Origin of the sequence: Haloquadratum walsbyi C23, from assembly GCF_000237865.1 — an archaeon.
Classification (GTDB): domain Archaea; phylum Halobacteriota; class Halobacteria; order Halobacteriales; family Haloferacaceae; genus Haloquadratum; species Haloquadratum walsbyi.
Window position 1 is genome coordinate 730,435 of the sequence record NC_017459.1, and the last position, 23,666, is coordinate 754,100.

Annotated in this window: 16 protein-coding genes, 1 tRNA gene and 1 other RNA gene; 5 read left to right on the forward strand and 13 right to left on the reverse strand. The window is 48.6% G+C overall.

What is annotated here, in order from left to right; genetic code table 11:
• Window positions 1–120: 120 nt before the first annotated feature.
• Window positions 121–2,055: a DHH family phosphoesterase gene (locus tag HQRW_RS03215; RefSeq protein ID WP_014555443.1), complete on the forward strand. Its 1,935-nt coding sequence runs from the start codon at window positions 121–123 to the stop codon at window positions 2,053–2,055.
• Between the two features lie 240 nt (window positions 2,056–2,295).
• Here the strand turns inward: HQRW_RS03215 and HQRW_RS03220 are convergent, their stop codons facing one another.
• The 4 genes from HQRW_RS03220 to HQRW_RS03235 form a co-directional block, all read right to left on the reverse strand.
• Window positions 2,296–2,895, reverse strand: coding sequence for a nitroreductase family protein (locus HQRW_RS03220; protein ID WP_014555444.1), 600 nt, complete (start codon window positions 2,893–2,895; stop codon window positions 2,296–2,298).
• Between the two features lie 1,182 nt (window positions 2,896–4,077).
• The gene (locus HQRW_RS03225; protein WP_049891598.1) at window positions 4,078–5,853 is read right to left on the reverse strand and encodes a phospholipase D-like domain-containing protein; all 1,776 of its coding nucleotides are present in this window, start codon (window positions 5,851–5,853) and stop codon (window positions 4,078–4,080) included.
• Between the two features lie 343 nt (window positions 5,854–6,196).
• On the reverse strand, window positions 6,197–7,528 hold the full coding sequence (locus tag HQRW_RS03230) for a HEAT repeat domain-containing protein (protein WP_014555446.1): 1,332 nt from the start codon (window positions 7,526–7,528) through the stop codon (window positions 6,197–6,199).
• A gap of 55 nt (window positions 7,529–7,583) precedes the next feature.
• Window positions 7,584–8,501 carry an ABC transporter substrate-binding protein gene (locus HQRW_RS03235; RefSeq protein ID WP_014555447.1) on the reverse strand — a complete coding sequence of 306 codons (918 nt, stop codon included), beginning with the start codon at window positions 8,499–8,501 and terminating at the stop codon, window positions 7,584–7,586.
• A gap of 133 nt (window positions 8,502–8,634) precedes the next feature.
• On the opposite strand from HQRW_RS03235, the gene dpsA reads away from it, so the two are divergent.
• Complete coding sequence (gene dpsA / locus HQRW_RS03240; protein WP_011570866.1) at window positions 8,635–9,183, forward strand: DNA starvation/stationary phase protection protein DpsA; 549 nt, start codon at window positions 8,635–8,637, stop codon at window positions 9,181–9,183.
• A gap of 160 nt (window positions 9,184–9,343) precedes the next feature.
• Here dpsA and HQRW_RS03245 read toward each other — a convergent pair whose 3' ends face one another.
• Entirely contained in the window at window positions 9,344–9,526 is a 183-nt protein-coding gene (locus HQRW_RS03245; protein WP_011570867.1) for a hypothetical protein, read from the reverse strand.
• Between the two features lie 240 nt (window positions 9,527–9,766).
• Between HQRW_RS03245 and HQRW_RS03250 the strand changes: the two genes are divergently transcribed.
• Window positions 9,767–10,777 (forward strand): DUF7547 family protein, encoded by a 1,011-nt coding sequence (locus HQRW_RS03250; RefSeq protein WP_014555448.1) that lies wholly within the window; start codon window positions 9,767–9,769, stop codon window positions 10,775–10,777.
• A 23-nt stretch (window positions 10,778–10,800) separates the two neighbouring features.
• Here HQRW_RS03250 and HQRW_RS03255 read toward each other — a convergent pair whose 3' ends face one another.
• Together HQRW_RS03255 and HQRW_RS03260 are read right to left on the reverse strand one after the other, a co-directional pair.
• Window positions 10,801–11,232, reverse strand: coding sequence for a PhlB family protein (locus HQRW_RS03255; RefSeq protein ID WP_014555449.1), 432 nt, complete (start codon window positions 11,230–11,232; stop codon window positions 10,801–10,803).
• Window positions 11,229–12,383, reverse strand: a complete 1,155-nt coding sequence (locus HQRW_RS03260; protein ID WP_014555450.1) for a thiolase family protein — start codon at window positions 12,381–12,383, stop codon at window positions 11,229–11,231. The genes HQRW_RS03255 and HQRW_RS03260 overlap by 4 nt, the downstream gene beginning before the upstream one ends.
• Before the next feature lie 257 nt (window positions 12,384–12,640).
• Here HQRW_RS03260 and HQRW_RS03265 point away from each other — a divergent pair, with 257 nt between their 5' ends.
• Both HQRW_RS03265 and ffs read left to right on the forward strand, forming a co-directional pair.
• Entirely contained in the window at window positions 12,641–13,057 is a 417-nt protein-coding gene (locus tag HQRW_RS03265) for a DUF7548 family protein (protein WP_014555451.1), read from the forward strand.
• Window positions 13,058–13,338: 281 nt separating this feature from the next.
• An RNA gene (gene ffs, locus HQRW_RS00015) (signal recognition particle sRNA) lies at window positions 13,339–13,650 on the forward strand.
• 188 nt (window positions 13,651–13,838) lie between these two features.
• Here ffs and HQRW_RS03270 read toward each other — a convergent pair.
• From HQRW_RS03270 to HQRW_RS03295, 6 genes are all read right to left on the reverse strand, one after another.
• Window positions 13,839–13,909 (reverse strand) — tRNA-Gly (locus tag HQRW_RS03270).
• A 312-nt stretch (window positions 13,910–14,221) separates the two neighbouring features.
• Entirely contained in the window at window positions 14,222–15,325 is a 1,104-nt protein-coding gene (locus HQRW_RS03275; protein WP_011570872.1) for an NAD(P)/FAD-dependent oxidoreductase, read from the reverse strand.
• 93 nt (window positions 15,326–15,418) lie between these two features.
• Window positions 15,419–17,017: a DUF5305 family protein gene (locus tag HQRW_RS03280; protein WP_014555452.1), complete on the reverse strand. Its 1,599-nt coding sequence runs from the start codon at window positions 17,015–17,017 to the stop codon at window positions 15,419–15,421.
• The gene (locus tag HQRW_RS03285) at window positions 17,014–18,132 is read right to left on the reverse strand and encodes a S26 family signal peptidase (protein WP_014555453.1); all 1,119 of its coding nucleotides are present in this window, start codon (window positions 18,130–18,132) and stop codon (window positions 17,014–17,016) included. Before HQRW_RS03285 ends, HQRW_RS03280 begins: the two co-directional genes overlap by 4 nt.
• A gap of 52 nt (window positions 18,133–18,184) precedes the next feature.
• Window positions 18,185–21,388 carry a CARDB domain-containing protein gene (locus HQRW_RS03290; protein WP_049891601.1) on the reverse strand — a complete coding sequence of 1,068 codons (3,204 nt, stop codon included), beginning with the start codon at window positions 21,386–21,388 and terminating at the stop codon, window positions 18,185–18,187.
• Complete coding sequence (locus HQRW_RS03295; RefSeq protein WP_014555455.1) at window positions 21,321–23,654, reverse strand: COG1361 family protein; 2,334 nt, start codon at window positions 23,652–23,654, stop codon at window positions 21,321–21,323. The genes HQRW_RS03290 and HQRW_RS03295 overlap by 68 nt, the downstream gene beginning before the upstream one ends.
• Between the last annotated feature and the right edge of the window lie 12 nt (window positions 23,655–23,666).

Sequence of the window (23,666 nt, forward strand, 5' to 3'; positions counted from 1 at the left end):
TCTCACAATTATTCTAGTGAGAATGTTGGTTGAGATCGCTGTACAATGCGGTTCTTATCTGAAAGAATTCGACGCAGTACAAACTAAAGTCTTAACCACAACGCACTACTCAAATATAGTATGACTACTGATAGCGCCGGAGATTCCGGCGACTCGCGTCCGAATTCGGGCGCCGATTCACGACCTATCGTTTATGATCTTGCCCCTAATTGTACACGTGAAGATATTGAACATGATGCGAACTATCACGCAGTGGTAAATGGGGTTGTTGAGTACGGTATTTTCATCGATATTGCGGACGATATTTCAGGACTTGTTCATGATTCAAATCTTGACCGCTCGTATGAAGTCGGTGATCGGTTGACGGTCACACTTGAGTCTGTCCGCGATAACGGTGATCTCGCATTTGATGTCTTCAATGAATCAAGCTATCAGACCGTTGTTGTTGAGCATGACCCCGAACTCACCGCAATCGAAGAGCTTGAACCGGGAATAGATGCATATGTCGCAGGAAAGGTAACAAAAATCAAACAGACCGGTGGTCCAACAATCTTCCGAGTTGCTGATGAAACCGGGATTGTCGCCACAGCAGCCTTTCAAGAGGCAGGAGTCCGTGCATTCCCTACGGTTGAACTTGATGACATTGTCCGTGTTGGTGGGGCTGTTGAGCCACATAACGGCTCACTTCAAATTGAAGTTGAATCACTGACGCAACTCGATGGTGCTGACGCTGAGGAAACACGAGCACGTCTCGATACTGCCTTCACACGACGCGCCGCTCCTCCGGATGTTTCACCGCTTATTGAGTGGGATGCACTTGAACCGTTAATCGATGATCTTCGTGATGTTGCACAACTACTTCGCCGGACAGTACTTGAGGGACGACCAATTCGTATTCGTCATCATGCTGATGGTGATGGAATGTGTGCATCGGTTCCTGTCCAGCTCGCTCTTGAACGATACATTCGGGATGTGTATGATGATGATGATGCCGCACGACATCTTGTGAAGCGACTTCCGTCAAAAGCACCATTCTATGAGATGGAGGATGTCACTCGTGATCTTAATTTCGCACTTGAGGGACGATCACGACATGGACAGCGACTTCCATTTTTATTGATGCTTGATAATGGTTCGACAGAAGAGGATGTACCCGCATACGAGAACCTTGCACACTATGATGTGCCTACTGCAGTGATTGACCATCATCATCCTGACCCTTCAGCCGTTGATCCATTATTAGATGCTCATGTAAACCCGTATCTTCATGATGAAGATTATCGCATTACTACCGGGATGTTGTGCGTTGAACTTGCACGGATGATTGACCCATCAGTGACTGATGAGATTCAACATGTCCCTGCAGTTGCCGGGCTTGCAGACCGCTCAAAAGCGGATGCAATGGCGTCATATATTGAGTTGGCAACGACCGTTGGGTATGACCGTGATCGATTACTTGAGCTTGGTGAAGCGCTTGATTATGCTGCTCACTGGCTTCGATACAGTGATGGGCAATCAATTGTCAATGATGTATTGAACGTTGGATGCAGCGATGAATCACGACATGCTGAGCTTGTTGATTTCCTCTCAAGTCGTGCTGAACGCGATGTTGAACGACAACTCAATGCAACCGTTCCACATCTTACGCATGACCGACTTGAGTCCGGTGCGCATCTGTATCAAATTGATCTTGATGAGTGGGCTCACCGATTCACTTATCCCGCGCCTGGAAAAACCACAGGAAAACTCCATGACCGGCAAGTCGAAGCACATGGCGAACCAGTAATTACCATTGGGTATGGTCCGGACTTTGCGGTATTACGGTCAGACGGTGTTCGGCTAGACATTCCGCGGATGGTGACCGAACTTAACGAGGAGGTTATCGGGGGCGGTGTCTCTGGCGGCGGACATCTTGTTGTTGGGTCAATCAAATTTGTCGAAGGGATGCGTGAGGCGGTTCTTGACAGTCTTGTCACGAAGATGGGTGATGCGGAACTTGATGCAACACTTTCATCACACGCTGTTGCAGACGGTGCATCTCAAATCGACAACTGAAATACTCGTTTCACACTTTTATCCAACCGTTTATTTAAATTACTGAGTGCGATTGTTCTGCGTCGTAATGCGATATGATAGTTGACCGGATGCCTGAATAATGTATTCTGTCCTAAATCGGCTGTCTGTCTATCAAATAAGAGCGAGAGACAATATTAGCGACAAATGAGATCTCTGCAGTGTTCCGTTTTTTAACAAACTGTTGCTGTCGGGTGACCAGATAATCCAAATCTTAACGACTCAGTCGTCGAATCCACCACGATGGAGTATTTCATCAACGGGCTTTCGATCACTTGGGAACTCTCGTTCTTGTAGTTCATCAGAAAGTGTCTCTGGAGGAGCATGTTCACCGATTGCAATCATACATTCAACGCTGAATCCATCTGGGACATTGAGTTGCTCTGCTGCAGCCTCATAGTCAAGTCCCTGCATCGCGTGTGTAACGAGTCCTTGACGAGTAGCCTCAAGTGCGAGGTTCTGCCATGCTGCGCCTGTATCAAAGGAGTGAGTACGGGCATGCTCTCCATTATGATCGAACGTTTCCTTCGACACAAGAGTGACAAGCACGCCGGCATCCTCCGCCCATTCTCGATTGGCTTCAATGAGCAGGTCAGCAAACAACTCGAATTCTTCATCTTCCCGAGTGGCGTACAGGAAACGCCAATGTTGGTTATTGTACGAAGACGGCGCCCATCGCGCTGCCTCGAAGAGCGGCATATATTGTGCTTCATCGAGTGACTCGCCCGTCATCGCTCTGGGCGACCATCGATTAACAAAAAGCGAGTCGATATCTTCTTCTGGAGCTCTATGCTCTGCGACTTCCTCTCGGAGTCCTTCCATATTATCTCTACACAGCGAACACACATATCTACCCCGAAATCCTCTCGTGAAAAAGACACTATTAATTATACATGTTGAATCTATATTTACAATGCTGATAAGAGACATACGACAAGCAGATTGGGTGAAGACCGATAGGTGGATTTCTTCGAGAATTTCTGTGATACTATGATATCAGCACGAGTATCAGTTATTGATATGTTGCAGTGATATTTTCCTCTCATAGTGATTAGTGCAAGTCTTTACCGCCGTGATTGTTCATGTCGGTGATAGGAGTCGCTGAACCAGCGTCATTCGACACCGCCGGTGAAACTATTCGAACTAATCACTATCAGGCTCTTTTGTGAATCAACGACAACCCGCCGTTATATTGTGTGTATCAACTAATACCCCCAGCATGATATGTTACAATTGTCGTGAGGGATAATCGTAGTGTCAGTATCAGTGTTTGTCCCATAATATATGTTGACGTCCGTCGTCCCTGACGACCGTCTGTCCAGTCACGTATCGCGTTCGGCTCATCGTTTGAGTCAGGATCAGAATCAAAAGCTCACACCTACAGCCTCCTTCGACGCACCCATAGCCGGACACACTACGAAACATAAATGTTGAAATTCCAAGGGATACCACATATCCGTGTTATGGGTCTTTTCTCAAGTGACCAGCTAGGTTTAGAGATAACTGTCGAACTGATTATATCAGATGCTCGTAGATGCTGATGTATGAGATATCCCGGCTCGCGAGTCATATCTCAACGTTGTCGTCGATGTTAATCGTCGCCAGGCTTTCAATTCCAATTCTGATCCCAACACAAGATGAGTTATACCCATCACATATATAGAAATCTGACTCTCTTGCCGTTAGTGGCTGTGAGTTCAACGTGACCAGAACCTGTTCCGTTCGCATTGTGGATTGACCGGTTGGCGAACGAATACCGAAGGAATAAGCCCGAATTGCTATTTCGACACATAATGACGCTGATGATATTCGTCTTGTATACAAATATCGAGTAACTGATGATGTGACTATTGAGCAGGCTTGGGGTGTTCCTACTGGAATAGATAATACACACCGTGAACTCGAAACAGATGCAGACTAAGACTATCTTAATTCTCGCATCAGATGCACACCTCAAAATAAGTCCCATGCAGTTTGATTATCGAGTGTCTTCGTTTCAGTCGTCTAGGGATGATCTGAAAGAATAGTCGAGTACAATGCGTACCCTGCGATAATGACTGCTGCGAGGGCACCTAATGCGAGTAATACCGGTACATACTCTGGCTCCGATTCAGTATTTACACCCCTACGAGATGCTGTGTCAGTTCCTTCATATCCCTGCCAATCGGCTATAAATACGCGGCTATAGTATGTTGCTGGCTCATCTCCAACGAGCTCGAGCACAACCTCTCGGTTTTTCGTTCCTGCGTGTTCATTCCAATTGAGACTTCCAACGAGAGCAACGCGATCATCGATAATTGCACCTTTTGCATGAATTTTCCCGAATTGATCACCAGACGTGACAATCTGTGCACGAATTGGAAGCCCAGTTGCGTTTAGTTCAGACGCGCGATTGACAACAGCACGATTCTTATCAGTGTCATACCATGCGTCTGAGAGCAATAATCGGACCTGAATCCCACGTTTTGCTGCATCAACAAGTGCATAAAAGTATGGTCCTGATGGATTCATTCGCGGACTGACAACGTCAATGCGTTTTTCAGCGGTATCAATACGGCTCCGAACGGCCTCACCCGCGTTCCCTGGAGCCGTGAGAACACGAATCTCATCAACACTCATCAGTTCTGCATCAAACTGGGTTGGATACTGCCCGGTCGCTGGAAGCACCTCATTAAAGCCGATATCTGTCCGCGCTTGTGACCATGGAATGACATCATAGCCGGTACTATCATGTGCAAACACAGACGCTAATTCGCTTGCAGTGGCACGTGAGTGTGCGTGCACTCCCCATCCACGGCTATTTTTCCCGCCGGTTCCGGCTGGTTTCCAGTTCTCTGAAAGAACAATAGCGGAATTATCGATAACAGCATATTTCGGATGATGATATGCAAATCGTGCAGGCGTCCCAGCGAGTAACTGGACGACTATTCCATTATTACTCAACCGATTGAGCTGTGTTCGTTGCGCGGTTGAGAGTCCACCAACCGGTGACCCTTCTAATAAGACCTGAATCCGCACTCCACGGTCAGAAGCCGAAAGAAGCGCATCTGTCATTGGTGGTGATACATAAGTATACCCCGCTAGTAGTATTCGCTTATTCGCTGATTGAATCGCAGTTATCGGTATAGCCGGCGTGTCAGGCAGAACAAATGCTGTTACGTCAGCTGACCCTGTTGACATGACTGACCGAAGTTCAACACCACGCGGGATCCACTCCATACTTGTTGCATTGAGCCGTTCTCCCTCTGGTGCGTCAGAGTATGTCACTTCATGAACGCGCTCACTTTGATGATTGAGGATAAGTTGCTCACCACCATTCGAGAGCCCAACCGCAGCCTGTCGAACGGGTATCTCAACACGCTGGCGTGTTTTATTCGGCGCTGCACTGAGTGCAACAGTCTCTCCTGGCACAACAGGAACAGTAATTATTGACTCACCATCAGTGAGCGTTAGATTACTTACACCATCGGTATCAACGACAATGAATTCGCCAACATCATTCTCAGCAACTGGATTCGGGACAATCGTGACAATTACTGGAGTCTTTTGATCGGGTATTGATGACGTTGCCGCGGTTGCTGCGGTTGCCCCACTTGCGACAACAATCATGATGCAGAGTATGAGCACAATAAGTATCAGCAATCGAAAATGAGAATTAAGAAGAGAATGAGCGAAAGATGATCGCCGACCGGTCATGCTTAATCCATCGATAGAAATGTGGCGATGAGCACGAACTGGTGATGAGGTATTAGTGTCCGTCGATAATTCAAAAAGACGCATACACCCGTTGGTCTCACTTCTACAAATAAACACGAGGTTTCAGCTATTGTCTTTGTGAAATTGAGACTGAGACTGAGACTGAGACTTGATTATGCACTCTTATCTGCTGAGTCCGGAATAGACCTCTCCAGGTGAGCCCATCATGCCATCCAGGGGTGGAGACTGCATACGAATCGTATCTTTGTCGTCTCTGATACGACACATTACATCACATCACATCACATTTCATTATCTTATGGCGATGTTGATTTGATTCAAGCTCTACTCACAGGATCGGTGACAGTGACGGTGATGGTGACTGTATCGGTAAGGGTAACGGTAATGGTAACTGTGACGATTAGGGCTATGCAGGGGCGCTTTCAAGTGCATCTGCTGCTCGCTTGGCTTCGTGCTGGATGAGATATGATCGTTCATCAACATGCTCTGCGGCTGTTTGAAGTGCATCTCGTGTCCCAATTTGTCGAAGCGCCCATGCAGCAGCGGCGCGGACATCATCACTTTCATCTGTGCGAAGTGTTTCCCCAAGTGGCTGAATCGCCCGTGTGTCTCCAATGAGTCCAAGTGCCCGTGCAGCGTATGGTCGGACATTATCATTTTCCATTATGAGTTTATTTGCGAGTGGCTGTGTCACACTTGATGAGCCAATCTCGCCAAGCGCTCGGAACGTTACCTTTTGTAGTCCTGGATCAGAGTCCTCGTCAATATATTCACTTAGAGTCTCAACAGCATCTGTTGCTCCAGATCCCATTCGACCAAGCGCTTTAATCGCTGTTTTATCTCGTCGTTGTGCGAGTTCGTGCATCTCGTCGAATGCAGCAGGATCAGCCATTCGAACAAGCGCATTCATACAGTGATCCTGCATAAATTCCGACTGAAGACTTTCTTTAGCGAGTAAAACCATATCAACGCGCCCCCGCTTTTCCCACTCTTTGAGTGCTGACCACTCTGGTGGAAAGTCCTTGTAATGTCCAAGAACGTCATAATAGCCCTCAGCCATTAATTGCTCATTCACCTCAAGATCGTCCCACTCCTCGGCGCTCTCAAGATCCTCTGTAAGCGTCTCAGCGGTCTTGATTAGTGTTTCAATTGTCGCTGCGTCATCATCAGCGTCAAGACCCTCATCAGCAATTGCGCTCATACAGCCATCGAGTTGCGTAATAAGTCGTGCCTCCTCATCGCTATTACTCCCATCACCATCAGCAGGCACATCTATCTTCTCCAGCGATGTATCGACAGTTATTGAATTTGAGACTGTCTCAGCGATATTGGTATAGGTTTCATCAACAGTGTCAGTAATTGTGCTCAATCCAGTTGCAGTCCAGCGAGTCTCCTCAATTGTCGTTGTGGCTTCCTCGAGAGACTCAATCACATCGCTTGCGTATGGACCACGTTGGATGTCGAGTTCTGATTCGAGGTCCTCAATGCGAGCTTCAAGTTCATCTGTTGGATCCTCCTCGTCATCATCATCAGGCTCTGGAAGCGTTGATGCTTCGAAATCATCCGTAATTGTCGCAAGTGTTGTCTCAACCTCATCAAGTGCCGATTCGGTTTCAGCAGCATCAAGCGCGGATTCGACATCATCAAGACGACTTATAACACTCTCAGGTGTCACAGCGATCGACGTCTCAGATTCGGGAGCATCATCAGCAGCCGTCTCATCGTCCTCATCACTCATATATCGGATTATCTATTTGTACCTAAAAAGAGCGTTTCCTTTCTATTCGCAGTCATCACACATCATTTAGTGAGCGCGCAATCGAAGAATCAGGCGTATCAAACGCTGTTGGATGACATAATCCAGCGATAATCTCGAGTGTATCAACAAGTCGGGGACCTGGTCGGTTGACATATCCATTGCCGTCAATGGCACCGACGACACCTGTCTCGACAGCAGGGAGTGTGTCCCATGCATCATCAGCAGTTGATTTAATCGATTCAACCGCTTCAATTGCACGCGATAGCTCAAACCCACAGGGCGCAACAAGAAGCACTTCAGGAGCGAATTCCTCGATATCTGCCCATCGTTGTGGCGTTGATGAACCACCATCGATGAGCCCCGGTTCACCACCTGCTCGTTCAATGAGCTCAGGGACCCAGTGTCCGCCGGCAATGATTGGGTCTGTCCAATCAAGAGCAACTGTCCGTGGTCGAGTCGATTCCGCAGCAACCCGTGCGGCACGCTCAGTGAGAGCCTCAACCCGTGTGGTTAATTGATGGCGATAGTCTGTTGCAAGATCGGGAACTCCAACGGCAGTACCGACACGTTCGATATCAGCAAGCACATCTGTGAGTGAGTGTGGATGAAGTGTCATGATGTCAGCGTTAATATCATGAGCAGCGACAGCCTCATGTACAGCAGTTGAATCAACAGCACAGACCTCACATGTATCCTGTGTGATGATCAGATCCGGATCAAGCGCTGAAAGCGCATTGATATCAAGATCGTATGCACTACCCTCAATTGATTGCATTTGTGAATCGATATCACTGGCAGACTGATCGGGACCATACTCAACCGGTGTGCTCGTGAGTGTTGGTAATTCATGCACTGATGATGGGTAATCACAACTATGAGAGACACCGACAGGATCGACACCAAGCGCAGTAAGGATCTCCGTCGATGATGGAAGAAGTGAGACAACACGCATATACGAACAATATATATCTGTCGGAAAATACCCACCGGATAATCTTGAGAATCAGACAATTTTTTCGATAACAGAAAATCATTTTATCGATGCCAAAAACATTAAGTTGCTCGCAGTCTAATATGTATATACAATGAGCACACAACAAACAGTTCGACTCCGAGCTGACGAGGTCGAAGGTAGTGACGCGCTTCGGATTGATTCTGAACGTGCATCACAGTTGGTCGATGCGCTGAACACAGATCTGGCAGCGACGCAAACGCTATATCATCAACTCAAGAAACATCACTGGAACGTCGAGGGTGCAGAATTCCGTGACCTGCATCTATTCCTTGGCGAAGCCGCTGATGAGGCTGAGGAGTTCGCTGACGAACTTGCAGAACGTGCACAGGCACTCGGTGGCGCACCGGTTTCAAGTCCATCAGCCATCTCAGAACGATCACCAGTCGAACCAGAGAATGAGGATGTCTATGACATTCGAACATCACTCGGGAACGACATGGAAATGTACGGTGACATCATTGAGACGCTCCGAGATCATATCGAACTTGCGGAGCGACTCAACGACCCAACGACAGCGCACATGCTAAGAGAGAATCTTATTGAAGTCGAAGACGCTGCCCATCATATCGAACATTATCTCGAAGACGATACACTTGTTGTCGAATCAGCAATGCAGTAAGCTGCATTCATTTCGAGATTCCTTCCATCCTCTTCAGCACTCGTTGGACTGACCGTATCCGACTCGTAATTCTCTATTTTATTATTCGCATAATAACAAATCTGCACCGCCCGCATCGATAAAAGTGGTCAGATAATCGACTATTTATTCCAACAGTGAATTATCGCTCAAGTGATTCTGTAAGTGTTGCATCGCACGCAATCCACGCGTCAGCATATCCATCCTCGGCGAACACAAGTCGATCAGGCGAAGTTTGGTGTGCTGACACACGGTCAGTTGCTGATTCAGCATCTTTAGTCCCGCTTCGGTCTTTACTCTCGTCCGGTAACTCCGGATAACTCATGTATCAACCCATGATATTCGGGGAGATTAAACGCTTTTGGTCAGCCTAAAAAATTGCATCATATTCACTCATTATGGGGTCAGTATCCAACCGATCTCGGTTCATCCAGACATTACTAAGATAATATATTATCAAGGACAATTGACACTTGTGATTTCTGCTCTTCACACCACAGTGAGACAGTGTAGGCGCAGACCAGACGGCGCAGGCTTTTGCCGCTTGGCACGCTAATATAGGTATATGTCGGATCGTAAGCCCGAGAATCAAGATGACACAGATGACCTCGCTGTGCTTCTTGATGATCTCAACACAACCCTTTCAGCGCTTGAGGAGGCGGTCGATGATGAACAGCAATCATCGTCAACTCGTTCGTCACAGACAAGTCGTGATCGAAATAGCGCTTCTCGTGATTCGTCGGTCCAGAGAAGGGATGGCGCGCAGACAGACAACCGCAGTGAAGATGATGGAGGGTCATCAATTGGTAACGTGTTCCGATTCACCGAGGAATACACGCTTCCGGCGCTCATTTCAATTCTTGAAACAACGATTGAATCACTTGAGTTGCTACGTGGTGTGCTTCGGTTCGTTGATCCTGAACAATCAGCGTTCCGTGACCGAAGTCAGACTCAAAATAGACGGAGGCGAGGGCAGTCTCCTCGTCGCGACCCGGTCTCGACAGTTGGTCGCGAAGCACTGTCAGGGCTTGATCGCGCACTTTCAGAAATAGAGGAGACGCTTGCGGCTGATAATGATCAATCACTCCCGAGTGATCGTATTCCGCGTGATCTCCTTGCTGATGCACGCGATCTTTCTGCAGAGGTTGCAGATCGACTTGGTGATGTGCAAAATAGACCTGACCGTCGCCGTCAAAGAGACACCCGTGAACTCCCCCGTAATCGACCGGATGATACGACTAGACAGGAGCGCCAACGGAGTCAAGATTCGAATAATACAGCCGAACAGCGGCAGAACGAGGGTGCTGTGACAATCGATGTTGATGCTCCGCGTAAGAATGCGAATAATGATGACGGAGAAAACAAGTCTTCTACGGACACTCATTCGGATGTAACGATGATGGATAATAATGCTGCGTCCAATTCTGAGTCGGTCAATGTTGACGTCGAATCAGAACTCGCATCTATCAAGGATACTGTTGACCCGGATGAACGATTCATCGATACCGATGCCGATGCCGATAATAATACTGACTCTTCGGATGATGACAACAGCGGTGACAGACAATCCGAGTGAGTGGGAAAAAAAGATAATATACGTTATTTGATGGGCTTGAATCGATAGCCATCCCATGCTTGTGAGTCCGGTTCACGAATCCCAGCAGTCGGGTCACGTAATTCCGAGACGTAAACTGGTTCTACACGGTCGCCAATCGTTATCTCTGTTGTTGTTACTTGTCCGATAGCCCGTACTGACTCATCATCAATCTCAAATTCAACAATTGCGAGGGTGTTTGGTTCGCGAACGCCGGGTGGTGTTGCCGTTGCTTTTGTCCACGTGATAATCTCTGCAGTATACTCACGTAGATCAATCGTATCTACCGGTGGATTACCATCGGATCCAAGCGTATGTGCAGGATATCCAAGAGTTCCATCAGCATATCTGACGGCTGTCAACTCCGATTGATTTTCTTCCTCAGCGGTGTTTGTGCCTGTAGTTGTGTTTGAATCAGCGGTATTCTCATCAGTCATTGTGCATTCTCTAAGATTGTTGTTGTCACACAGTTTCCAAATCCTCCAACATTACATGCAAGTCCAGTTTTAGCCTCGACCTGTCGTGGACCGGCATTATTGGTCACTTGCTGATAAATCTCATATACTTGTGCAATGCCGGAGGCACCGAGTGGATGTCCCTTTGATTTCAATCCCCCCGACGTGTTGATTGGTAATGCACCATCACGTGCGGTTATTCCTTCATCAGCCGCTTTCCAGCCAGCTCCTTTCTCAAAGAATCCGAGATCCTCTAATTGGAGGAATTCAAGAATCGTGAACATGTCATGTAGCTCAGCCACATCAATGTCATCAGAAGTAATCTCAGCCATCTCATACGCGTCATCTGATGAGTCAACAACACCGCCCATCGTCGTTGGATCACCGCGTTCATGAACGACATGAGTGTCTGTTGCACCGCCAATCCCACTCACAATAGCATATGTATCGGTATATCTCTCCGCAAGTGACTCTGGGCAGAATAACAGGGCTGCAGATCCATCAGTAATCGGGCAGAAATCATATAATCGAAGTGGATCAGCAACAATCGGCGATTCAAGTACAGTCTCAAGCGAAACCTCCTTGCGAAACTGCGCATGTGGGTTATCAACACCGTTGCGATGGTTCTTGACCGCCACCTTTCCAAGTGCCTCCCGTGGTGCATCATACGTCTCGAGATATAATCGAGCTGTCAGACCCGCGAATGATGGCAGTGTTATCCCATGTTTATACTCTACAGGATGTGTTAATGATGCAATAACGTCCGTTGCCTCAGCAGTCGTCCGATGTGTCATTTTCTCACCACCAACAAGTAATGTTAGTTCTGATGCACCAGAGGCAATGGATTGCCATGCAGCATACACACCTGCTCCGCCTGATGAGGAGGTTTGATCGATTCGGGCGGTGTATGCGGGGACTGCTCCCAAATCATGTGCAAGCGCGTTTGAAACGCCTGTCTGCCCTTCAAGCTCCCCACTTGCCATATTCGAGACATACAAATGCTCTATTGCATCGGGACTCACTCCGGCAGTGTCAAGACACGCCTGCCCAGCTTCTGCGAGTAATTCACGAATCCATCCGTCTCGCTGTCCAAATTGTGTCATCGCTGCATCGATTACTGCTACGCGTTCCATGCTACTACGGGAACCGGCGGTCGTATATTCGTTTTCCTCTGTGTGATGCTCTTTGCGCAATTCAACCCTCATATTGCTTCAAGAATAGTATATTTTGATTTATGATAGTATCATCTCAATATCTTATCCTATCTTCGTTTGTCTTCATTCATTTCACCCTATGATGATCTCTCTGGGCTTTCTTAGACTCAGTTATGCTCTCATGATTGGCTTCTTTATCTCGAAGCGTTTACACGCGTGTCGGTCAGACAGCCGATATGCGTCTTGAATCCATCGCGCCGACAGTCGGCGCATTTACCTGTCTCATTCTTGCCGGAGCAGTCTTCATACCAGCAGTGATTATCACCACTCCAGGGGTTAGTGTTGCAGATTACTATGCCGCCGGTCCATTCGGTATTTCTGTTGTTGGCTTTCTCGCATTATTGAATATTATTGTGTTTCTCGCCGGTAAGCAGGGTCGCACTGACCCGGTGACTGTTGCTGGGTTAACGCTGGTATCTGGGATTGCGATGGTTGGCTTTGCCAGTGTCTGGGCGATTTCGATTACATCAACACTGCTGTATGGGTTCCCGAGTCAGTATGCGTGGATTGTGAATCATCGCTGGATTATTGTCGGGCTTGCAAGCGTGACAGCCCTTGCCGGAAGCGGCTATACAACCGCTGTACTTCGCTAATCACTCTCGAAAAAGATAGTACCGGCTGAGCAGTATCTTATTTCGATCTGTGGCTGCATCTGTGTCTCCGTTCACTATATCTCATTATCCTGGCTTCATTTATGTGAACTCGCCAGAGTGATCTCAGTATACGCTGATGAGTGAAGCGTCAATGAATATCCTGTAGACACTCAGGCACTCAGGCACTGAGATTGACTACTCGTGATTGACAATGTCGCCGCCGTCCGTCGATATTTCAATATTCGAGTCGAAAGTCCCTTATATCCGTCTCGCATATTTTTGTGTGGACTAGGTTGGGCAGTTAGGCCCTGCTCTTCAACCCACCATTTCGGTCTTGAGTGGGAACCAAATCCGGGTGCGTTCGGTCAGACCGGTGCAGGCCCCGGAAGCCAACTAAGAAACCTCGTCCTTCGGGGACGGCGGTCCGTTGACGCTGACCGCAGGGTCAGTCCGAGACGGTTCGTCGCCGGTATCCCGTCAGGCGCGGAAGCGAGCAGCGAACTGGTGAACGTTCGTCGCTCGAAGGGCCGCGGGGTGGAGGAGGCAACTGGGACTCCCTGTATCGGAACGCCGAGCAACCCTGTTGTCCGCTATTCATACCTTTCATTCCTTTCACTCAATAGTTGACGTTATCATACGTGTGAGAGCACTCGCCTGTGATCCATCACCTAGCTCTACTACTAACGTGAATATCGAGATACGTACCGATGCGTCTCTGTGGTGGTAATTATGATGAGTGGAAAATAAAATCAGAAATTAGAAATCAGGGACAAATATCGTATGCGCCGGCCGGGATTTGAACCCGGGTCATGAGCTTGGAAGGCTCAGGTCATACCACTAGACCACCAGCGCATGCTGCTATGTCACGCCATATGTATGACGTCACAATATTATGAATTAGTGCCTGGAATAAGGATGTTTCTGTTTGAGTCTCTTCTCTCGCCACTGTGTGTCACATTTGGACGATCACTTGAGCACGCTTTGATTATCATTTAATTTCGATTTCTTGATTTCCTGATTTCTCAGATAGACTTTATTCGTCATCGTCACCGTCACTACGGATAATATCTGTCGTAATAACTGAATCACACCGGTGTCATCTTCAGATAAAAAAGAAGAATACGACGAAAGTACTGCGCTGTGACAGAGAGCCGACGAATATAGCTAGTCGTCGCTTGGTGGTTCGATTGCGTCTGCTTCAGCGTCCACTTCAGCAGTAGCATCTGGTGCTGGTGCTTCAATCGGCGGTGCTTGTGCCTCCTCGAATGATGCGGCTGCGTTTTGAACGCGATCACTTACACCTGGAACCTCTGTTTCTGTGACCGGACCCTCAGCACGGATTTCTTCAAGATCGCGAGGGAATTCACGAAGTTGATAATGGATATCAATTCCTGCTTGCGCGCCTTTGCCCATCGCAACAGGAATCTGGTTGTGCCCATCAGTAATATCACCGACTGCATACACACCATCAACGGTTGTTTCCATGCTTTCATCGACAATGACCGTTCCATCATCGTCGAGTTCACACCCAAGCGTTTCGAATAAGGCGGTATTATAATTTGAGCCATACATCGCGAATCCACCGCGATACTGACGGATACTTCCATCCTCGAATTCGAATGACTCTAACCATCCATTATCGCTTTTATTCATCCCATCAATATCGGATTCAACAATATCAATTGGATGCGCCCGCAGTTGTTCGTCAGTTTTATCACTCCATTCTGGCTCATCACCGCGGAGCAACACGTCGACATCATCGGTGAAATTCAGCATAATCATCGCAACATGTGCAGTTGCCTCACCCGTGCCCATCACATAGACCGGTCGATCAACAAACATGTATGCATCACAGTGCAGACAGTAATGCAGCCCTTTGCCTGTACGTGGCACTGGTGGGTCTGGGTGTTTATCACTGAATCCAACACCAAGGACAATGCGGTCAGCACGGAATGCATTCGAGCTCCCCTCAAGATAGAACCGACCATCATCAGTCCGTTCAATATCAGTAATGAGATCACGAATCACATCTCCACCATATGATTCGACTTGTTCAGTCCCAGTCGCAAGGAATTCATTACCCGAGGTATCCTCGGTGACACCGATGACATTGTGAGTATCGAGCATCATTGCTGCACGACCACCACCACGGTCAACAAGTGCAGTGTCATGCCCTAATCGCGTCGTGTACAGTGCCGATTGGAGACCTGCGGGTCCGCCTCCAACCACGACAACCTCATAATCGGCTACGGTATCAGTGTCGCTCATTCACTTTATTATATGAACCGGACGGACTTAAACGCAGAGCATGTGTGTGCCATCTATACAATGACGACCGATGTTATCTGCTGAGACCTTGCTCTATTCTGATATATCCTCATCGTTTGCTCTGTTATCCACATCATCAATAGATTCTGTTCCTGTCTCTGATTCCTCTTTAGCCTCTGAGATGTCATCTTCGACATCATCTGTAAATCTCGGCTTCTCGCTTGAGGAATCTTGACTCTGCTGTGATGCTTCAGTGGATGATGATATGCTGTCGTGTGAGTGTCCATCATCATCATTAGTATCATTATTTATACTGCTATTGTCCTGATCATGCTCTTCAGTACTATTTTTTTCAGTATCATTATCGCCACGCCATTGATTCCAGCGTGATCGAATTGAAGTAAATATTCCACTTTCAGCTTCAGTCTCGGCTTCACCCTTATCTATATCTTCATCGCTTGTGTCTGGGGTATCTACCGTGCTGACGCTACTATCATCAGACACGTTAGTCGGGATAGTAGTGTTTTCTTGATTCTCGGGTTCCGGTCGAGAGGGCTGAGGCGGGTCATCATCGGTAGTTTCCTCATCGATGGTGGCTTTATTATATGCGTGTATCGGTGGCCAGCAGACGTAATTATACTGTTGACCTGGCGTCGTGTAGCAGTCTTGTGTTGGGTCATACAGCACGCGTCCACCGGTGTCTGCGGCGACGTCGACAAGATCAACCAATGTTTGTAGCTCAACAATGTCACTTCCATCCGGGTCGATTGAGTCCGGGAGTGTTCCATGTGAGAGCCACTCATCGTATACATCTCTTGAGACTGCATCAAGTTCGTCATCTGTTGGTGCAATTAATCTTCGATATCGCGCAAATCCAAATGACAGAGCAAAGATAACGCCACTCCCAGTGAGTGCTGGCCCACCGATTCGTCTCAGTGCTGAGTATTCTCGTTGCACTTGAATTGTCTGTGTCCGAGTTGTACTGTTCGTCAGTTCACCGGGATCACTGACTCGAAATGCGTCGCCCTCAGGAATAAGTCGAAGATCATCAGTGTATTGTCTATCGATCACACGACCGTTTACTTCACCGGTAATCTGCGTGTTTGCGCGCACAATCACAACTGGCTCACCTGGTACATCACCAAATGTTTCCTCAACCTGTTCAATTTGGAGACGCGTTTGATTGATGTTAAACTGATACTCAACGGTTGTTGTTGCACCTGGGGTGACATCGGTAACAGTCGTTTCGCTGAGTGCGCTTGAGGATCCCCAAAGAACTGTTTGATCGCTTCGACCCTGCACAAGTAATTGCAGCTCAGTCTGTACTTCCGTTGATCCTCCGGAGCTGGCATCATAACTTACATCATACTCTCCTGAGACGACACGTTGGATCCGTGGAAAGTACGCACGCTGTTCAGATAACCGTCTTCCAACATCATAAACTGGATTTTCACCTGTCACTGTCGCTCCATGTGCGAATGTCGCTGTTCGTGACCATGTTGAGACCGTCCGCTGCTCTTCGGCTACACCAGGCTCAACATGTGTCGTGTAGGTGAGGTATCCGCCGACAGCAGCGATAATTAAAAACAAGAGAATAACGACCGCTGCATTTTCTGCCAGTGTATGACGAATTCGAATTATTGAGACAGACTCTTCCTGTCCGTTACTCTCATCTGGCGACTGCTTACTCACCGTCGTCCTCCAAGTTGCTCAAAGATTCCATTCTGTGCGCCTGCTCGATCACGGAGCCGTCGCCTGCCGGTAAATAACTGTGCAGCGGCGAGAGTTGGAATGGCAAGCAATGTATCAATCAGTACAACGGGAGCGAGTGGATGAATTGCGTACATAGATTCAATAACTGTTACTGGAAGCACAAGCGGGAATCGCTTTTCTGAGACATATCGTCGATACGAACCGGTATCTGGAGGCACAGAGAGGCGTACAGTTGCATTTGTTACATTCCCAGGAGTGACGACACCAGACCCATTCTTCACCGCAACACCGTCGCTAGCTGGTTCGACATAGTATTTGATCGGAACGAATGAACCCCCGGGAACCTGATATGTTGTTGACTCTGACTCACCAGCGGGAATCACACCTGGTCCAGGAAGGTTTGATTGTGCGCTCACAACTCGATACTCTGTTGGTCCGAGTGGAAAAAGCATACTTGCAGTGGCAGCAAGAATCACAATCCCGCCGGTAAGGAGTACGATTCGCTTTGGAGTTAACAGCGGTGTATCGCTGTTGTGTCCTGCATCCCGGTCAGTGACGTTAGTACGCCCGCGTGGACCTGCATCCTCGTCAGTAAGCGCTAGAATAACAACGAGAGTGACCGCACCACCGATTACAAATCGTCGCGGGACAATCCTCAACAATTGTTGAATTGCATCACGAATCAGTATGACCCCCGTGCCAAGTTCAGGAAGCATTACGACCGTTCCGCCTAATTGAAGCACAACAGCGACGATTTGTGGCGACTTGACGGGGGGTTCCCCACCTGATTGATCTGTGAAGGGATTTGCATCACCTTGCGTGATATAGCCGCGAGCTGTCTCGTCAACAATCCGGTGGGTCGTCAGACCACCGCCATTCACCTGTTGTGCACGATACACAACAACATCACCGACATTTGGTTGTCCAGCGACCGATGGGGGAATCGCGATGAATCCATCACCCGGTGCGAGTGCTGGTTGCATACTGCCCGTCCGAACAAACCCGAGTAATAGCGGTTGATCAATAATTTGTCCAGCTAATAGCAGTGCTAAAATACCGATTACGCCGAGTTCAAACCAGCGGTCAACATTCATCTGCTATTTTGATATTGAGTATAGAAATAAAACATAATAATATTCATATCACTCATGATGACCGTCGATGAAAGACGAGAGCGGCTATCAGTACTGCGAGGACCGCCACCATCACGCCAAATCCAGGTATGCCACCCGGTGTTGAGGTTGGTGTCTCTGTCTCCGTTGTAGTTGGTGTCTCATCAGGTGCTGGCGTCGGCGTTTGTGTTGGTGTCGGCGTTGGCGTCGGCGTTGGTGTCACTTGCTGTCCTGGTTTTGGCACCGTCACTGCAAATACCGAGAAGCCAGGTGTGTTTGCCTCAAGAACGACCTCATCTGCGGTCACGTCTGCAACACTCGTTTGAAGCACCGTATACTGTCCATTATCAAATCGCTCAACCTGTAAATCGCCTGGTGCTGCCCGGGTATCTTGGACGAGATCTCGGTCAACAGCAATTCTCACCGTTGCTGGTTGGTTTTCAGCAGCATCAGGTACAGTCACATCAACTGCGGTGAGCGGAGTTGCTCGCTGCTGTGGATAATTTGTGTCCGCAGGTGGATCATCGAGTGCAGTAACACTGACAGTGCCGACCGCTTGCTGGTTGAAGTCGATGCCGACCGACCGCACTTGATCATTTTTCTGCCCAATATCAGTGATAGACACAGTCTGTGAGACTGCTTGGCGTTGAACACCTCCAAGTTGATTTGGATTTGCCAATCCAGAGACGCCGAATCCACCTCCGCCTCCGCCACCACCGCCGGCAGCGTCGTCATCATCATCCTCAGGCGGTTCAGGAGCGGCATTGACATCAACTGTATCACTTCTTGTTGCGCCGCTGTCGGTGGCGACAACAGTAACAGAAACATCGTCTGAATCCGCAAGTGATGCTTGTGGGCTGTGAGTCAATGTAACTGAACTAGTTCCCTGCCCTGGCACGGACACGCCAGTCTCAGTGGCAACCGGTCGCCCATTGAAATCTAACCGGACATCTGTCGTCCCATCTGATTGACCACTGTTATTTATTGTTGCATCGACCGAGAGCGTTTGATCGGTTCGCACACTATTGCCGACATTGATGCTCTCAACACCAATCGACGGTGGTGTCTGAGCATTCACATTGTTTGGACTCACCACGTTGTTTTCTGTTCTCACAGTAAGACTTAGGGAACTCCCAGCGTCAGCGGGTTCTACTTGATACTCTAGGGTGTCCAATTGAGCGAATGACGCAGTGTCTACTGTTCCATTTTCGCCGAGTTGGAACTGCGCTGTCTCATCCTCCTTTTGTCCGTCAACGAATAGCTCTATTCGCTGATTATTCGTTGCACCGCTCGTTCCGCCCGTGTTCTCAACAGCAACATCGACGGAGATTGTCTCTCCAACAGTGACCGGATCACTGACACTCGTACTCCCTGTTGGACTTGTGATCTCATAATCTGCGGGTATCTTTGGGTTCCCCCTGAACGGCTGAACTGTCACTGGCGATAGGATCTCACTAGACAGCGGACCGGATGGTCGACCCCACCAATTTTCAGTTGCATCAACCGTTGTCACGGCGCCGCCAGGGCGGTCAGCATCAATAGCGACATTATTATTCTCAATATTACTCTGCGTGAAAGCGTGCTTTCCGGTGTTGGTAAAGAAGCCATTCTCGCTTCGAAGGACATTCAGCCGTTCTGCGGTCAGATTTGATGCGTCGCCTGTTGCGTTGATCGCGAATGTGGTATCAGCAATCTGTGTGTCAAGCACACTGACATCAGCGGTTGTCACGTTTATGCCTTCTCTGACTGACTGAATCTGACTGAAACTCACAGTGACATCGTCAGCATTGATATCAATACCAGTCGTTGTTTGACCAGTTGCGTTGTCAATCTGCACATCAGTGATGGTTGACGTCTCCACAGCTTGCACTGCAGTTGAGGAGCCTCTGACAGTCAAACTGTCAATGAGTGTACCGCCGGCGCCGGCAGATATATCGACGGTTGCATCACTACTACTGCCCTCAGGAGCAGTGACAACTGCTCCATCACTTCGAATGGCGACTTCTTTATCAATGCTCAATGTTTCCCGATAGGTTTCTGCTGCAACTTGGACGGAGCCACCTGTGTCGGCGGCGTTGATCCCACTCGTGATCGTCCCGAAGTCGGTTTCTGTGCGTGTCGATGTTGTTTGGTTTGCTGAGGTCGCGGTGAGTTCGGTTGTGAAGTTACCTGCTCGGGATTCACCAGTTACATCGAGTGATAATGTCTCAGTTGTACTCCCACCAGGATCAAGGGTTACCTGTTGTGCTGTTGTGTCAATCGTCTCGTCATCAAGAGTGAGATTGAGTTCAATTGTCTGTGTTGCTGTGCCCTGACCGGTGTTCTCGACAGCAATATCAACTTCGTCGGATGTTGCACTCCCTGCGATTGGTGTTGGGATGTTCGAAATATCAACAGTGAACCGTGGCGGTGCTGGTTCGCGGACGACAATTAATCCCGAGACGCTGTCGTCTGCACTGCTGACAGTCACCGCCCGATCACCGACAAGAAGCGCAGTCGCCGGCACAGTAGTCGACACCGTCTGTGTCTCATTCCCATCGAGCGTGACATCTGATGTCGAACGAGTCGTTCCACCGATGGTTATCGACACTGTTTGTGATCCTTCAACATCTCCGATATTGGTGACATCTGCGGTGACAGTTACTGACTGACCCTCGCTTCGGAATACATCGTCGGGTACAGACAGATTTGACATGCGGAATAGTGGCTCATCCGGTGCCTCAATAACTGTGACTGTTCGTTGCGCTGTCTCATCACCGGTCGTAACTGTGATTGTCTGATCACCAACTGTACTCACAGTCGCTTCGAGGGTTATTTCGGCACGTTCGCCGCCGTCAAGTGTTAGTTGTCTACTCGTCGCTTCATCGTCATTCACTTCGAGTGCAACCTCTCGGTCAGTTGCTGTACCATCACCCGTATTCTCGACAATGGTATCCACCTGTAGTCTGTTCCCTTCTATGACTGGTGAGTTTGTATCATCAATCTGCACCGCGATATTGGCTGGTTCGCGGATTGTCGTAGATGCTTCTTGCGCGTCATTATCTGTGTTTACTCTGAGCTGTTGTGTCCCAGCATCAATAATTTCGCCCGCTCCTGTTGGCGCAGTTAATGTCACCGTTTCAGTACTACCGCCAATCACTTGCACGGATTGCTGTGTAAGGTCTTGTCCATCAGCAGAGAGTACAATATCTTGCGTTGCTGTCCACCCCCCCAGTGTTTGTGATAGTGATATCAACACTGAGGTCGTTTCCAGCAATAGGACCAGGATTACTCGGACTCGGTGTCACACTGTCGATGCTAAATGTCGCAGGCTCTCGCAGATCAATTGACTTCTGCTCAGTATCACTGTATGTTTGCAGCGTTGTACTCTGACCTCCGGCTGCTAGCGTATTGATTGATGTTTCAAACGTAAGCGTCACATTAGTCGATTCATCAGGGTTAAGTTCCAGTATCGTATTGTTGACTGTTGACCCTCCAAGTGTAAGCTTAATCGGGCGACTACCATTTTGGTCCCCAGTATTGTTTACAATCGCAGTGGCAGTAATTTCTGAGCCAGCAACGGGAGCATCATCTGGGAGATCTGCGTCTCTAATTTGATAGCTCGCTGGTTCAAGCACTGTTGCATTGACCGGCGTGCTTCCTGGTGGCGCTCGTACTGTGAAATTCAATGATCCAACATCCTGAGCTGATGGGAGAAATGAAAGCGCGACGGTCGTTGATTGATCAGCACCAAGATTGACAGTGTCGTTATCAACAGTCTCACCGTCGAGTTGAAGGAATACAGGTTGTGTGTCGATAGCAACGTCCTCCTCATTTGTAATAGTCGGTTCGAATTCGATTACTCGCCCCGGTGTTGCATCGGAGATATCCGTGACCGACCCAGGTTCGACAGAAGCCGTGAGCGTTTCTTCAACAGGAATATCAATACTGTCCTGTGCCTGACCCACTTCTGCATCGAAAGTAACGGTGCCGGTGCCGGTGCCGTCATCAATATTTGCTAGTGCGGATTCCGACGGTCGATGAGATATCTGTACCGTTTGACTCTGCTCCTGTGTGAGTTGCACCTCTTGGCGTGCGACCGGAATCGGCTCAAATTCACCATCCACCTGACGTTCAACACTGAGGACAACGTCTCGAACCGCAGCACCGCCGTCGTTCCTGACCGTTGCTTCAAGCACAATCGCCTCACCAACAACAAGGTCACCCTGATTTACCCGAGTAAGCGACTCCAGTTCGAATTTCGGTGCTGGTCCTGGACCAACTTGTGCTGATGGTTGATCGGTAATAGCAAAGAGCAAGAAGTCACTTGTTTCAGCCTCAAGTGTTACCGTTCCACCAGTCTGATCAACAAGCGTCGTCGGAAGCGTCATCCATTCATCAGCGTCTGGGTCATATCGTTCGACCGTAAGATTTCGCGGGCTTGAGTCGGTCGGAACGGCTGTCTCGGGAATGGTCGCTGTTACAAGCCCAGTAGTGCCCGCCGCCGAAGCTGGAACGGTGACGTTTATTCCTGCGACCGGATCACCATTCAAATTTGGATTCCCCGCAAGGTCATCAAGCGACTCGACAGCAACCGCCGTCGCCTCAATATTACCTGTTGAATCACTTGTCGTACTTACAGCGACACGCCGCACCGTCTCGCTGTCATCATCGGTTTCAAGATCATCAGGGATTTCCACCTCAACAGAATTATCCACGCCAAGAATGCCTGCTTCCGGTGGTGAGCGCACGACAAACTGTGTTGTATCTGTATCGGACTCATTTGGCGCTCGCGGAGCCGTCTCATCAATCGACACTGTTGCGTTATATGTACCGAGAACATCGTATGACCGATTGAATTCTGGACCCTCATTGATGAAATTCTGCTCATCCTCACTTTCACCCGTTTCGAGTATGTACTCAAATCGGAGTTCGTCACCATCGCTTTGATTCGCGCTGAAACGAACATCGCCCGCGGTCGTTGGTGTTCCCGTAATTACTTCGAGGATTGCATTTGCCACCTCACTGATGTCAGCCTCGACAGTAAATTCTGAGATACTAATGCTTCCGTCTCCTGTATCCTCACCGAGCGTGTCGATCTCAATCCCAACGAGAATATTTTCGCCGACACCGAGTCCAACCTGATTGTCCGAACCTTCGATTGAGTCATCGACGTTTGAACCACGATAAAAATCAACGATATTTTCGTTACTGTCGGCAATGAATACGAACGCCTTCCCCCGTGTCTCATTATCGTTCGTGTTTGTAATTCTCAACACACGATCAATACGAGTAATTGCATCCTGATTCACCCCCTCACCAGGAACATCATCTGCATCTCCATCTAACTCGACTCTTACACCGCCGTCTTCGCCGAGATCTTCAACGTACCCTCCATTCGGACTGTCTGCGGCACTGATCTGTATTCCCTCACCAATATCGATTGCTTGTGTGCCACTCGGCAGACCTGAAAGGACTGCAACACTGAGGAGCACGACGACGATGAGGTAGATGGAGCGACGCATTAGATCATGTAG

Excerpts from the sequence above, each read along its gene's own strand:
- HQRW_RS03225 (WP_049891598.1), bottom strand. The coding sequence starts at position 5,853 with ATGCGTCTTTTTGAATTATCGACGGACACTAATACCTCATCACCAGTT.
- HQRW_RS03265 (WP_014555451.1), top strand. The coding sequence starts at position 12,641 with ATGCGTCTTGAATCCATCGCGCCGACAGTCGGCGCATTTACCTGTCTC.
- HQRW_RS03285 (WP_014555453.1), bottom strand. The coding sequence starts at position 18,132 with ATGAATGTTGACCGCTGGTTTGAACTCGGCGTAATCGGTATTTTAGCA.
- HQRW_RS03245 (WP_011570867.1), bottom strand. The coding sequence starts at position 9,526 with ATGAGTTATCCGGAGTTACCGGACGAGAGTAAAGACCGAAGCGGGACT.
- HQRW_RS03220 (WP_014555444.1), bottom strand. The coding sequence starts at position 2,895 with ATGGAAGGACTCCGAGAGGAAGTCGCAGAGCATAGAGCTCCAGAAGAA.
- HQRW_RS03295 (WP_014555455.1), bottom strand. The coding sequence starts at position 23,654 with ATGCGTCGCTCCATCTACCTCATCGTCGTCGTGCTCCTCAGTGTTGCA.
- dpsA (WP_011570866.1), top strand. The coding sequence starts at position 8,635 with ATGAGCACACAACAAACAGTTCGACTCCGAGCTGACGAGGTCGAAGGT.
- HQRW_RS03260 (WP_014555450.1), bottom strand. The coding sequence starts at position 12,383 with ATGGAACGCGTAGCAGTAATCGATGCAGCGATGACACAATTTGGACAG.
- HQRW_RS03255 (WP_014555449.1), bottom strand. The coding sequence starts at position 11,232 with ATGACTGATGAGAATACCGCTGATTCAAACACAACTACAGGCACAAAC.
- HQRW_RS03230 (WP_014555446.1), bottom strand. The coding sequence starts at position 7,528 with ATGAGTGATGAGGACGATGAGACGGCTGCTGATGATGCTCCCGAATCT.
- HQRW_RS03235 (WP_014555447.1), bottom strand. The coding sequence starts at position 8,501 with ATGCGTGTTGTCTCACTTCTTCCATCATCGACGGAGATCCTTACTGCG.
- HQRW_RS03275 (WP_011570872.1), bottom strand. The coding sequence starts at position 15,325 with ATGAGCGACACTGATACCGTAGCCGATTATGAGGTTGTCGTGGTTGGA.
- HQRW_RS03215 (WP_014555443.1), top strand. The coding sequence starts at position 121 with ATGACTACTGATAGCGCCGGAGATTCCGGCGACTCGCGTCCGAATTCG.
- HQRW_RS03250 (WP_014555448.1), top strand. The coding sequence starts at position 9,767 with ATGTCGGATCGTAAGCCCGAGAATCAAGATGACACAGATGACCTCGCT.